At 56.6% G+C, this 12531-nt stretch carries 13 protein-coding genes; 11 read left to right on the forward strand and 2 right to left on the reverse strand.

Annotated features, from left to right (window positions below):
• Positions 1–100: 100 nt before the first annotated feature.
• Positions 101–1093, forward strand: coding sequence for a ketoacyl-ACP synthase III (locus KDN35_RS13135; RefSeq protein ID WP_212132913.1), 993 nt, complete (start codon positions 101–103; stop codon positions 1091–1093).
• 62 nt (positions 1094–1155) lie between these two features.
• Here the strand turns inward: KDN35_RS13135 and KDN35_RS13140 are convergent, their stop codons facing one another.
• On the reverse strand, positions 1156–2385 hold the full coding sequence (locus KDN35_RS13140) for a cation:proton antiporter (protein ID WP_212132914.1): 1230 nt from the start codon (positions 2383–2385) through the stop codon (positions 1156–1158).
• A gap of 2 nt (positions 2386–2387) precedes the next feature.
• Positions 2388–2885 carry a cation:proton antiporter regulatory subunit gene (locus KDN35_RS13145; protein WP_171565485.1) on the reverse strand — a complete coding sequence of 166 codons (498 nt, stop codon included), beginning with the start codon at positions 2883–2885 and terminating at the stop codon, positions 2388–2390.
• Positions 2886–3102: 217 nt separating this feature from the next.
• Between KDN35_RS13145 and KDN35_RS13150 the strand changes: the two genes are divergently transcribed.
• The 10 genes from KDN35_RS13150 (at position 3103) to KDN35_RS13195 (ending at position 12499) form a co-directional block, all read left to right on the forward strand.
• Entirely contained in the window at positions 3103–3357 is a 255-nt protein-coding gene (locus KDN35_RS13150; RefSeq protein WP_171565484.1) for a hypothetical protein, read from the forward strand.
• Positions 3358–3445: 88 nt separating this feature from the next.
• A complete protein-coding gene (locus KDN35_RS13155) occupies positions 3446–4054 on the forward strand; it encodes a prepilin peptidase (protein WP_249179097.1) in 609 nt (202 codons plus the stop codon).
• A gap of 60 nt (positions 4055–4114) precedes the next feature.
• On the forward strand, positions 4115–5359 hold the full coding sequence (locus KDN35_RS13160; protein ID WP_212132915.1) for a hypothetical protein: 1245 nt from the start codon (positions 4115–4117) through the stop codon (positions 5357–5359).
• 329 nt (positions 5360–5688) lie between these two features.
• Positions 5689–5883 carry a DUF4321 domain-containing protein gene (locus KDN35_RS13165; RefSeq protein WP_249179098.1) on the forward strand — a complete coding sequence of 65 codons (195 nt, stop codon included), beginning with the start codon at positions 5689–5691 and terminating at the stop codon, positions 5881–5883.
• A 12-nt stretch (positions 5884–5895) separates the two neighbouring features.
• Entirely contained in the window at positions 5896–6480 is a 585-nt protein-coding gene (locus KDN35_RS13170) for a Maf family protein (RefSeq protein WP_212132916.1), read from the forward strand.
• Positions 6481–6609: 129 nt separating this feature from the next.
• Positions 6610–7284 carry a RadC family protein gene (radC, locus tag KDN35_RS13175; RefSeq protein ID WP_171565520.1) on the forward strand — a complete coding sequence of 225 codons (675 nt, stop codon included), beginning with the start codon at positions 6610–6612 and terminating at the stop codon, positions 7282–7284.
• 107 nt (positions 7285–7391) lie between these two features.
• Entirely contained in the window at positions 7392–8435 is a 1044-nt protein-coding gene (locus KDN35_RS13180) for a rod shape-determining protein (protein ID WP_171565480.1), read from the forward strand.
• Positions 8436–8449: 14 nt separating this feature from the next.
• Positions 8450–9466: a rod shape-determining protein MreC gene (mreC, locus tag KDN35_RS13185; protein WP_212132917.1), complete on the forward strand. Its 1017-nt coding sequence runs from the start codon at positions 8450–8452 to the stop codon at positions 9464–9466.
• Entirely contained in the window at positions 9466–9990 is a 525-nt protein-coding gene (gene mreD / locus KDN35_RS13190) for a rod shape-determining protein MreD (RefSeq protein WP_171565478.1), read from the forward strand. The genes mreC and mreD overlap by 1 nt, the downstream gene beginning before the upstream one ends.
• Before the next feature lie 55 nt (positions 9991–10045).
• Positions 10046–12499: a peptidoglycan D,D-transpeptidase FtsI family protein gene (locus KDN35_RS13195; protein ID WP_171565477.1), complete on the forward strand. Its 2454-nt coding sequence runs from the start codon at positions 10046–10048 to the stop codon at positions 12497–12499.
• The last annotated feature ends 32 nt before the right edge of the window (positions 12500–12531 follow it).

Below are 12531 nucleotides of genomic sequence, written 5' to 3' on the forward strand. Positions count from 1 at the left end.
TTTTTTGTGATGAAAGCAATAGAATAAAACGGGAAAATTAGCATCAGGTAATAATACTTGGTGATATAATAGGGGTACAATACGAGCGAGGTGAGAAAAGATGAGTATGAAAACGGCATCGAAAGCACGCATCACGGCCATTGGTACCTGCGTGCCGGCGCGTGTGCTGACCAACTTTGACCTGGAAAAGATGGTAGACACGTCGGATGAGTGGATCGTGCAGCGCACCGGCATACGGGAGCGGCGGATCGCCGACGAAAACCAGTTCACCAGCGATTTGGCAATCGCCGCCGTTGAGGATATGATCAAGGCGTATGGAAAAACGGTGGAGGATGTCGACCTCATTCTCGTCTCTACGACCACGCCGGATTACCCCTTTCCCAGCGTCGCCAGCCGCATTCAAGCCCGCTTTGGAATCGGGCAGGCGGGAGCGCTTGATGTAAACGCCACCTGTGCCGGGTTTGCCTACGCCCTGCACTTGGCCAACGGCATGATCAGTGCGGGGCTGCATCGAAAAGTGCTGGTCGTGGCCGCGGAAACCTTGTCCAAGGTGACCGACTACACGGATCGGACCACCTGCATTCTGTTTGGCGACGGCGCCGGGGCGGTACTGGTCGAGCGGGATGAGAAACACCCGGGATTTCTTGCCGCCCATTTGGGAACAAAAGGAGAGGGAGGCATTCATCTGTACCGCACGGGGTTGTCGCGGCGAATGGGTGAGGCAGAACTGGCAGGAAACGGTTGTATCGTGCAAAACGGCCGGGAGGTGTACAAATGGGCGGTCACTACGGTTCCCGCAGGCATGGCGAAAGTGGTGGAGCAGGCCGGACTTACGCTTGGGGACGTGGATTGGTTCATTCCCCACAGCGCCAATCTGCGGATGATTGAGTCCATCTGCGAAAAAAGCGGATTTCCGTTGGAGAAGACACTGTACAGCATGGAGTACTACGGGAATACGTCGGCGGCCACCATTCCGCTGGCGCTTTCACTGGGCATCCGCGACGGAAAGGTAAAGCCCGGGGATACGCTGCTCCTCTACGGATTTGGCGGCGGGCTGGTGCATGCCGGTCTCCTGGTCACATGGATGCCGTGAATGGTCGCCAGAGGCCGCTTGGAACACATCCGAGCCGCCTCTGGCTGTGGCCTTGCCGGTTGTCAATGCTGGCCGGAGCTTTCCGCAGGCTTCTTCCGCCCCATCCGCTCTAATGGGATTACCCGGTTCAGCAGGTTGTAAATCCGCTTTGATTCCTTCGTCAGTAACGGGCCCGTAATCGCCAGAATTAACACGTAAAGGGCCGCAAACGGCTGGAGGATCTCAAGCAGGCCGCCGGATTTCCCCAGATTCGCGATGATGATGGAGAATTCACCGCGTGACATAATGGTGAGTCCGATGTTGGACGAAGCCTTGGGGGACAGGCCGACGCTTCGTCCGGCGAGCAGACCGGCGGAAAAGTTGCCGATCATTGTGAGCAGTACGGCGATGATGGACAGCCACACGGCTCCGCTCAGCGCCAAGGGATCGATCGTCAGGCCAAAACTGAAGAAGAACATGGCGCCAAAAAAGTCGCGGAAAGGCAGAATCAGATGCTCGATTCGTTTCATATGCTCCGTTTCCGCGAGCACCAGGCCGACGAGCAGCGCTCCTATCGCCTCGGCGACGTGGATCTTCTCGGAGAAGCCGGCGACCAGAAAGAGGCCGGAAAACACGGCGAGCATGAACACTTCATTGGATTTGATCTGGAGCGCGCGGTTCAGCAAGGGGACTGCCTTTCGCCCAATGATGATGAACAGCAGCATGTAGCCGAGCGCGATCAGTGCGGAAGTAATGACGCCCGCAATCGATGAGGCCCCGCTCAGCACCAGGCCGGACATGATGGAGATGTAGAGGGCCAGGAAGATGTCCTCAAACATGATAATGCCGAGGATCATCTCCGTTTCCGGGTTGGCTGTCCGTTTCAGGTCGACCAGCACTTTTGCCACGATGGCGCTGGACGAACTGGTGGTAATGCCGGCAATCACCAGCGCTTCCTTTGTGGGAAACCCGGCGGCAAACCCGAACAAAAGTCCGAGCGTGAAATTGATGGCGATGTAGATGGTACCGCCTACGGCGATCGAGCGGCCTGCCTTGATCAGACGGCCGACGGAGAATTCAAGTCCCAGGTAGAACAGCAGAAACAGCATGCCGATGCGGCCCATAAATTCGATGAGCGGCGCACTTTCAATGAAGCGGAGGTCAAACAGGCCGATATCAGGGGCGTGGGGCCCCACCGCCATGCCGACCAGAATGTAAAAGGGGACAATGGAGAAGCGAAGTTTCGTGGAAATGAAGCCGGCGATGGCAATCAACGCGATGGCCAGGCCTACTTCAAACACGATGTACTCCAATATCATTCACCTCCCGTGCTCAGCGTGGTTTTTAACGCCTTCACCTGCTTTCTTTCCCCGGCAACCACCAGGGTTGAGCCGGCGGTAAGGACCTGCTCCGGCCCGGGACTGATAATCTGTTTGTGGTCTTTTTCAATGATGGCAATGACGATTGCCCCTGTTTTTTGGCGGATGTCCAGTTCGCCGATGGTTTTTCCGATGCAGCGAAAACCAGGTTCAATCTTGTACCATTCGATGACCAGCTGATCCAAGGCAATTTCAATGGTATCGAGGGCTTTCGGCTTATAGGTCATCCCGCCGATGATGCCGGCGACCTGACGCGCTTCGTCGTCATCCAGCGTGACCATGGAAATGTTGTCATCCTGGTCGTCCTTGTCAAAGTGGTACAGCTCTCTTCGGCCGTCGTCGTGAACGACGACTACAAGCTTGTCTCCTCCCCTGGTATCGATTTGGTACTTTCGCCCGATACCAGGCAAGTCACACTCCCGAATATTGAACACAACGATCGCCTCCTGTTTGGATGAACTGACGTCAACTCTGACCTCAACGAAGGGGAGGGAATTCTTTCATGCTAGTATGCATTCATTCCTTCCTTGTAAATTCGTCTATATAAACATATTCAAATATAATTATATAAATTGCGACGTCAAAAAGTCCATGTTTTGAAACGAAAGTATTAAAATTTGACACATTTTACAATAAAGAAGGGATCACTTCGTGGCAAACAAACAATATCGGCTGACGGAAGCGGAATGGCAGTTTATTCAGCGAATCCGGCAGATGAATATGGACACATTTGTGGATATCATCATCGCGCTGCGAAACGAAATCAAGACGCTGGAAAAGAAGGCGGAAGTCGTGCAGGAATCGAAGCAGCAGGGGTGGCAGGAGGATTTCCAGTTCGTCAACGAGCGCATAGACCAGCTGCACCAGTTTGAGCATGGCCTCAGAAAAATGAGGCCGCTGGATTAGGCAGATACGGCTCCCCTGTTTTTGTCCCGCTGTGAAGAGGCAGAATCATTGCAGCGAAGAAAAACAGGGAGGGAGCATTGCTGTGGAGATGTGGGGAGCGATCGGTGCGGGAGTTCTTGGCACTGCTGCCGGCTGGTATGTATGCGGACTGGCCTGTCGTTTTGGGCCGTCTGCTTTCCGTGCTCCTGCGCTTTTTTGCCGGCTGGTCGTGTCGCTTCTCTGCGGCACCCTGTTTGCCGTCGTACGAATGCAGGACGGGAGGGACATCACAGAGCAGCTTTCCGCTCTCCTACTCATTGTATTCAGTCTCCTGGTTTCTCTGACCGATGTTTTGTTCCGGCGCATCCCCAATGCCGTCCTGCTGGCGGCCCTGCCCGTCCTGTCGGCCCTGCATTGGCTGAAGCATCCGGACGCCTGGCTTTCCTCGCTGTTGGCAGGGGGTTTTGGCTTGCTGCTGTTCGGGACGATCTCCGCGGTTCGACCTGATGTGGTGGGGATGGGGGACGCCAAACTGGCGGGTGTGCTGGCGGCAGCGGTCGGCTGGCGGACGTTTGCCGCTGGGCTTACCGTCGGCAGTGCGCTGGCGCTGGCGGCAGGTGTCCTGATGCTGCTGGATGGGCAGGCAAGGCGTGGGGCATCGCTGCCGTTTGCTCCGTTTCTCTGTGCGGGCATCCTCGCTGTCCACATGCTGTCATAACCTGTCCCCACACGACGTAGACTGGTACAAACAGAGCCTGTTTTTGAGGAGGGCGTTGTCGTGAGCGGACAGAGAAAAACGCAGGTGACGGTAAAATTGAACGGCGAGCGGTGGGATGGAAGCCGGACGGAGAAGAAAACAGGGCAGACGGACGGCGGGCAGCCCCCGATCGAGTGGCGGAAAGCAGAGGGGATCCCTTTCGTCCCGACCGTCAAAACGTCGCGGGAAGAGGATGCCTGGTCGCTGTTAAAAGAGCTTCACAAAAAGCACCCGCAGGTGACGGCAGTGCGGGATAGCGGCGTTGAGCCGCAGCGGGAGGCGGAGTTCTCCCCGGATGAGGAGGAAAGCGGCCATTTCAGACGCAGCCGGGTTGTCCTGTCGAAATGGATGCGTCAAGGCACCGTGACAAAAAATCTGTTTGCCACCGGCGGTGCGGTGGCGATCGGGCTGGTGTTCGGACTGCTGGTGCTGAGCGTTTTCGGCGAAGAACAACTGTCCCGGTCGTATCAAAGTGTATTGAGCGATACCGTGACGACGTTTTCGGCCGTGGGGAAGGATGATAAGGCAGACGGGATGAAAGCGGCCGGACCGGTCACACCCGAAGCCGCAGGGACTGACGCGGACGGCACAAAGCAAATGGTGGAGCTGCAACTGCCGGAGGAGCGTTTGTACGTGGCCCAGATCGGAGTGTTCCAACCCGAGACGTCAACAGCCGAGGCGATCAAGCCGTTGGACGCAGCGGGCATCCCGCACTTCCTGTACAAAGGAGAGGACAAACAGTATCTGTTTGCTGCTGCGGCGCCTGCCCGCGACGCCGTGCTCGGGTTTGCCAGCAATCTGAAGGCAAAGGGAATGGACGTCTACGTCAAGGAATGGGTCCTGCCGGGTGTCTCCGGAAGCGTTTCCGTTACAGGACCGGCGGGGACGGCAACACCGGAGGATTTGAATGCGTTTTTCCAAACCGGGCTGGAGATGGCCCGCACCCTGGCCAGCCAATCGGGTCACGTGATCAGTTCGGCCCAGCCGGTGCTGTCTAAGGAAGAAGCGTCCGCGATCAAAGAACAGCACCGCCGTTTTCTGGAGCAGGGCCGATCCGTTTCCGCGCAAGAGTCGGGGCAGTCTCTGTTCGCCGGAATGGTCAACGGCATGAACCAGGCTGTGCAGGCCCGCGACAAAATGGCGGAGGCAATTGTCGGCGGCAAGACGGCCAGCGCGGAATCGTATGCTTGGCAGGTGCAGGCCGGCGTGCTGACGTTCTGGGAGAACTACGCCAACTGGGTCCGGCAGGTGAAAGCGGCGGAATAACGGTACATGACCAAGACTTCCATGCAGGTTTTCTTGCAGGAAGTTTTTTCTTTACATACAGTAAGTATCGGGGATTGTTTCACCTTGTCCCATTTGCTACACTTATGGTTGGCAAAAAAGAAATCCCTTGAGAGATATAGATGTTCGAACGGCTTCGTTCCGGTATTGCCGGGCTGCCGCACGGCACCGGTCGGGCAGCCGCCATTGGCTGCACCGCACCTCTGCGGGACGGATGCGGGGAATAGTGGTTCGGACGCAGAGACAAAAGGGAGATGAGGGATTTGAAGGGGAAAGAAACACTTACGCTTCTGCTTCTTTTACTTTCCGGGATGTTATGCGGCAGTATCCTGGGAGAGATTTTGGGACCGTGGATCCCGTTTCTCGCAAAGAGTAAAGAGATTTCATGGACCCCGGCGGCCGATTTGGAAATCCTGAAGTATAACATAAACATTCAGGTAAAACTAAATCTGGCCAGTATCGGAGGGCTTGCTCTCGCCTTTTGGATATATCGCAGAATGAAGTAGGTCGAACGTGACATGAAAGCAGAAACATCACTCATTTTGGCTTCCTCGTCGCCGAGGAGGCGGGAACTTTTGCAGACGTTGGGTCTGCCGTTTACCGTCATGACCAGTGAAGTGGACGAGACGACTCAGCCGGGAATGTCCCCGGAAGCGGTAGTGGAAGAATTGGCCCTTCGCAAGGCGCAGGCCGTCGCTTCCCGCCTCGATGCCGGCGTCGTGCTTGGCTCTGATACCATCGTGGTCCTGGACGGACGCATTTTGGGCAAGCCGGCTGACGAGCCGGACGCTTTTCGCATGCTCTCGGAGCTCCAGGGCCGTGAGCATACCGTGTACAGCGGCGTCGCTCTGACGGATGCCGCTACCGGCCGTTTCGAGGTTGCACACAGCAAGACCACGGTGCGGATTCGCCCGCTGACCGAGCGGGAAATTCGCTCCTACATCGCGACCAAGGAACCGATGGACAAGGCCGGTTCGTACGCCATTCAAGGCATTGGCTCCACCCTTGTGGAAAGCATCGAAGGCGACTACTTTACGGTGGTCGGACTGCCGCTGTGCTTGACGGCCCGCATGCTTTCCCGCTTCGGAATCACCCTGCTGTAACGCATCAGTGCTGCGCATTCCGCGGCAACGGCCTCTGCCCGCTCATGACGCTTCTGATGCCAGCCGTTTCCGCAAACCGATCACGATTTGCTGGAGGCGGTAAAAATGTCGGCAACCACCTGTAACGAAATGCGTAAGAAAAACGTCCCTTACTATGACCGCCCAAGAGAAAGACTGCTGCGCGAAGGAGCGGGCCATCTGTCCGATGCCGAGCTTCTCGCGATTCTGCTGCGAACGGGCAGTGAACAGGAGACGGCGTTTGAACTTGCCCAGCGCCTGCTGGCTACGTTTGGCGACTTGCGCAGCCTGGCTCAAGCCTCTCACACCGAACTCACCAGCTTGAAGGGAATCGGACAGGTGAAAGCGATCGAGTTGCATGCTGCATTCGAGTTGGGGCGCAGACTGCTTGGAGGTTCGGGGCAGCGCCGCGCGTCCATCCGTCTGCCGCGCGATGTGGCGGAACTGATGATGCCAGAGCTTGGCCATCTGACGCAGGAGCATTTTGTCTGTCTGTTTCTCAACACCAAAAATCACGTCATCGGCAAAAAAACGATTTTTGTCGGGAGTCTGGACACCTCCATTGTGCATCCGCGGGAAGTATTCAAAGAAGCGATTCGCTCCAGCAGCGCATCGGTCATTTGCATACATAACCATCCCAGCGGCGACCCAACACCCAGCAGGGAAGACCTCGCCATTACCCGCACCTTGCGGGAAGCCGGCGAACTGCTTGGCATTACCCTGCTGGACCACATTATCATCGGTGACGCCAGGTACGTGAGCTTGAAAGAGCAGGGCTACCTGTAACGGGTATGCGTTGGCTCCGCATAATGGACCGGTGTTACCGAGCATGTTTTACAAGAGTTTATTACATCATTGATTTGTAACCGGACAACAGCGGAAGGAGTTTTTTTATGTTTGGTGGATTTTCTCGTGACATGGGGATTGACCTTGGCACTGCCAATACACTGGTCTATGTAAAAGGAAAAGGGATTGTCGTACGCGAACCGTCCGTCGTGGCGATTCGCACCGACACCAATACGATCGAAGCAGTCGGGAATGCTGCCAAGAGCATGATTGGCCGTACCCCCGGCAATATCGTCGCCGTTCGCCCGATGAAGGACGGCGTGATTGCCGATTTTGACACGACGGCAACAATGATGCGCTACTTCATCAACCAGGCGCAGAAAAACCAGGGACTGTTCAGCCGCCGTCCAAACGTGATGGTTTGCGTTCCGTCCGGCATTACCGCGGTGGAAAAACGGGCCGTGGAAGACGCCACCAAACAGGCCGGCGCGAAGGAAGCGTACACCATCGAAGAACCGTTTGCCGCAGCGATTGGCGCTGACCTGCCGGTGTGGGAACCGACCGGCAGCATGGTCGTGGACATCGGCGGGGGGACGACGGAAGTGGCGATCATTTCGCTCGGCGGCATCGTGACCTCCCGTTCCATTCGCGTCGCGGGCGACGAAATGGACGAAGCCATCATTCAATACATCAAACGTAAGTACAACCTGATGATCGGCGAGCGCACCGCGGAAACGCTGAAACTGGAGATCGGCTCCGCCATCGCTCCCGACGAGTTGGAGACCGTCGAGATTCGCGGGCGCGACCTGGTGACCGGGCTGCCGAAAACTCTGTCCGTCAGCAGCGAGGAAATTGCCGAAGCGCTGGCGGAAACGGTGGCAGCCATCGTCGAAGCCGTGAAAGTAACACTGGAGAAAAGTCCGCCGGAGCTGGCAGCTGACATCATGGACCGCGGCATCGTGCTGACCGGCGGCGGAGCGCTGCTGCGTAATATCGATCGCCTGCTGAGCAAGGAGACCGGCATGCCGGTGCACGTGGCGGAAAACGCCCTGGATTGTGTCGCGATCGGAACCGGCCGCGCGCTGGAAAACCTCCATCTGTTCAAATCGAAACACGGAATCACCTCTTCCAGACAAAAGCGCGGTAAATAATCGGAGGTTGCGGCATGTCGTTTTTCGGGAACAAGCGGCTGATTATTGTGCTTGTGGGCCTGGTCCTGTTGATTTCCATCGTGGGCTTTACGTCCCGGGAACGGGCTCGCCTGACCTGGCCGGAAATGTTTTTCAAGGATGTGTTCAGCGTGGTGCAGGGGATCTTTTACCGCCCTGCCCAGGCTGTTTCCACCTTCTTTCAAGAAATTGGCGACGCGTACAACGTATACGAAGAAAACCGGGCGCTCAAGGCAAGCCTGGACCAGTACGCCCGGATAACGGCGGAGCTGCACTCGCTCCAGGCGGAAAACGACCGTCTTCGCAAGCTGTTGCAAGCAGAGGAATCGTTGAAAAAGTCCTACCAGCTTCGCTACGCAGAAGTGGTGGCCAGAAATCCGGACACGTGGAACAACGTCATCACGATCGACAAGGGATTGAAACACGGCATCAAGAAAGACATGGCGGTCATGACCGCCAAGGGATTGATCGGCCGGGTGCAGAGCGTGGCCAACTTTTCCGCCACCGTGGAACTGTTGACCAGCTATGAGCGGCGTAATAACGTCTCGGCCTCGATTCAAACCGTGCGCAACGTCAACGGCACCGTTACCCACCATCCCGTCAGCGGTGTCATTGAAGAATACGATCCGCAAGAACGCCTGCTTGTCATGCGCAAAATCCCTTTGGGAGAGAAAATCGAACCAAAGCAGCAGGTGATCACCTCCGGATTTGGTGGAGTGATTCCGCCCAATCTGCCGATTGGATACGTTGTTCGTGTACAGCCTGACGATTACGGATTGACGCAGACCGCCTATATCCAGCCGAGCGCCGACTTTTCCCAATTGAACGAAGTGATGGTGGTAGAGCGCAACTTCACCTTCTCGCCCACGGGTGAGCTGATACCCAATCAACCGCAGGGACAACAGTCAACTCAGCCTGGACAGAACACGTCACAACAATCAGGTTCAGCTTCGCGGCAGCAGGCAAATACGCAGTCGCAAGCGTCTGCAGGATCGGGCGGAGGTGGAAGGTAATGCCTCGGTTTCTGCTCGCTGCGACGCTGCTCTTGCTGTTTGTTCTGGAAGGTACGCTGGTTCAGGTCTTTTTGCCTGACAAATGGGGTCTGTCTCTGATGACAGTACCCCGCTTTGCGCTTGTCGGCACCATTCTCGTCTCGATGTTTTTGGGGCGGCGGGAAGGACTTTATTACGGGCTGGCACTCGGATTTTTGCAAGATGTGCTGTACGGACAGGTGATCGGTCTGTACATGATAACGATGATGGTGGCCAGCTATTTTGCAGGATTAATCGTCTTGTTGTTTCAGCGGGGCTTCGGGATGGTGTTTGTCACGTGCAGCCTGATCCTGTTTGCCCACGAGTGGCTGCTGTACAGCCTCCATCTGCTTCTCACCAAAGCCCCTGTTGACGTGCAGTGGATGCTCAACTGGCAGATTCTGCCAACGGTCGTATTAAATATGTTGAGTGCCCTGGTGATTTACTCCCCGATCAAGCGTCTGTGCGAATCCGTTATGTTCAAACGCGACCTCCCGTTGGAGTAGCGGCACAAGCAGCCGGGTCATCCCGGCGGGGGCACTGGAAAGGAGGAGAGGGGTCGTGGACGAAAAGAATGAGCAGAAGTCGGACATACCGGTTCGATTAAACATCCTGTTTTTGCTTGTGTTCCTGTTTTTTGCCGCCATCATCCTGCGTCTCGCCTACGTCCAGCTAGTGCAAGGAGAGCAGTACCGACATGAACTGGAGAAATACAGCATCCGCGAGCTGCCGATTTCGGCTCCCCGCGGCCGCATCCTTGACCGAAACGGCGAGGTGCTGGTCTCCAACAAGCCGGTTTATACCGTTACCTACGTGGAGGAGCTGGGGCAGGAGATCGACGAGGATAAGGTGGCCGATCTTTTGGCCCGCATCCTGTCGATGGATGGCGTGAAAATGGGGACGGACAAGGAACTTCTGAAAAAGACGGTCGAACTGGAATCCAAGCTGCCGGTTGCGTTTGGCCCCGAGGAGACAAACAAATTGATCGAGCAGATCGAGCACAAGCTGCGGCAGGTGCCGAAGGTAAGTGAGATCGACAGCATGTCCGACTACCAACTGATCAAGACGGCGCTGTACGTCGGGTTGTATGTGCGCTCCCCGTTTGACGACACCTCGCGAAAGCAGGCACTGAGTCTGCTCAAGGCAAAGCTGAACGACCCGGGGCAGCGCGCAGAGCTGGATGAAATGTCCGATGCGGAGCTGTTGAAATACGCCGTCTCCAGCAACGCGGAACTGAAGTTGACGCTGGACAAGGAGTACCGGGACGACCTGATCGGCCAGATCAAATACCGGATCAACAAGCTTCCCAATCCCGAGGAGTTGAAGGGGAAATCGGATACGGAACTGCTGGGCTACGCGGCCATTTTTGACCTGGACGTAAGTCTGCCGCTCAACGACCAGCAGCGCCAGTTCCAGTGGCACAAGCTTTCCCTGCTGCAGGAAATGCGCTCTTCACATATGCCGAGCTACATTCCGCGCCGCGTAAAAGTGAACATCTCGGATGCGGAGCGGTATCAAATCGAGGAACGTCTGTCCGAATTGCCCGGTATTTCCGTTGTGCTGGAACCGGTGCGACAAATTATTCAGGACCCGGACGGAACGCCGTTTGGCACCAACTTCCTTGGCTATATCAACGCCATCAAGCCGGAGCAGTTAAAGGAGTACCAGGCGCAGGGATACAATCCGTTTGACCGCGTCGGCGTGACCGGTCTGGAGGCGTATTACGAGCGTTATTTGCGCGGCAAGGACGGCGTGATGGAAGTGCACGTCAACAAGGACTCGCAGACGGTTGAAAAGCGGATGAGCCGGGAACCGGAACCGGGCAACGATCTGGTGCTGGCGATGGATTGGCGCTTCCAAAGCAAGGTGGAAGCCATTTTGAAAGAGGAGTTTCTCAAGTTCAAGAGCAAGCCGACCACGCCAAAGGAATTCAAGGAGGCCCATGTTCTGGTGATGAATCCGAACACGGGGGAAATCCTGGCGATGGCCAGCTATCCGGATTACGATGTGAACTGGTACTACGACCGCAAGAAATTTAACGAGGTGTATACGTCGGTCATCCTGCCCAACGAGGCAAACCGATTCATCTATACGCCGTTTCCTCCGGCGTCCACCTACAAGCCCATGTCGGTGATGATCGCCCTGAATGAGGGGCTTACCACTCCCAACGAAACCATCATCGACCGCGGCGGCCTCAAGGTGGGCAACATGTACAAACGGAACTGGAAACCGAGCGGACACGGTCCGGTCAACGCCCGTCGCGCGCTGGCCGTGTCCAACAACACCTACATGTACGAGATGGCGATCCGCCTGGCAGGACGGGCGAAGAATCACTGGTCCGAACAGTTTTCCGTGCTGGACTACTACAATGCGCAGTTTGGACTGGGGGTGAAGACGGGCATCGATCTTCCCGGCGAGAAGATGGGATGGGAAAACCCCTATTCACACTACGGCAACCTGGCCGACGCCATGATCGGCCAATATGATTTGTTCACGCCGATTCAGATCGCCCAGTACGTCTCGACTATCGCCAACGGCGGATACCGGGTGCGCCCGCATCTGGTCAATGAAATCCGCCGCGGCACGACGGACCCGAAACAGCCTGGACAGACGTTGACCGTAATCGAACCGGAAGTGCTGAACCGGGTCAACGTCAATCCGAAATACATTCAGGTGGTCAAGGAAGGGATGCTGGCCGTGACGAAGCCAGGCGGTACGGCGGCAAGCACGTTCAAGGGCCTGCCGTTCAACGTCGGGGCCAAGACGGGGACGGCGCAGACCGGGCGCAAGGCAGAAAACGCCCTGCTGGTCGGCTTTGCCCCCTACGAAAACCCGCAACTGGTGTTTGTCGTGCTCGCTCCCGACAGCTTGCGCAGCGGCACGTCCAGTTCGGACGCCACCGGTCCGATTGCCCGCAGACTGCTGGAGGCATACAACGAAATGTATCCGGGCGTGCTGACCCCCGCCGCGAACACTGCTTCGCAGCAGCAGCCGACCCAGGCTGAACAGCAATGAGCTGCGACCGACTGCATTCGGCAATTTTTTTC

Source organism: Brevibacillus sp. NL20B1, from assembly GCF_018195675.1.
GTDB lineage: Bacteria > Bacillota > Bacilli > Brevibacillales > Brevibacillaceae > Brevibacillus > Brevibacillus aydinogluensis.

What these genes read in the sequence shown, in the direction of transcription:
- mreD (WP_171565478.1), top strand. Translation starts at nt 9,466, where the DNA reads ATGCCTCGGTTTCTGCTCGCTGCGACGCTGCTCTTGCTGTTTGTTCTG.
- mreC (WP_212132917.1), top strand. Translation starts at nt 8,450, where the DNA reads ATGTCGTTTTTCGGGAACAAGCGGCTGATTATTGTGCTTGTGGGCCTG.
- radC (WP_171565520.1), top strand. Translation starts at nt 6,610, where the DNA reads ATGCGTAAGAAAAACGTCCCTTACTATGACCGCCCAAGAGAAAGACTG.
- KDN35_RS13165 (WP_249179098.1), top strand. Translation starts at nt 5,689, where the DNA reads ATGTTATGCGGCAGTATCCTGGGAGAGATTTTGGGACCGTGGATCCCG.
- KDN35_RS13135 (WP_212132913.1), top strand. Translation starts at nt 101, where the DNA reads ATGAGTATGAAAACGGCATCGAAAGCACGCATCACGGCCATTGGTACC.
- KDN35_RS13170 (WP_212132916.1), top strand. Translation starts at nt 5,896, where the DNA reads ATGAAAGCAGAAACATCACTCATTTTGGCTTCCTCGTCGCCGAGGAGG.
- KDN35_RS13180 (WP_171565480.1), top strand. Translation starts at nt 7,392, where the DNA reads ATGTTTGGTGGATTTTCTCGTGACATGGGGATTGACCTTGGCACTGCC.
- KDN35_RS13155 (WP_249179097.1), top strand. Translation starts at nt 3,446, where the DNA reads ATGTGGGGAGCGATCGGTGCGGGAGTTCTTGGCACTGCTGCCGGCTGG.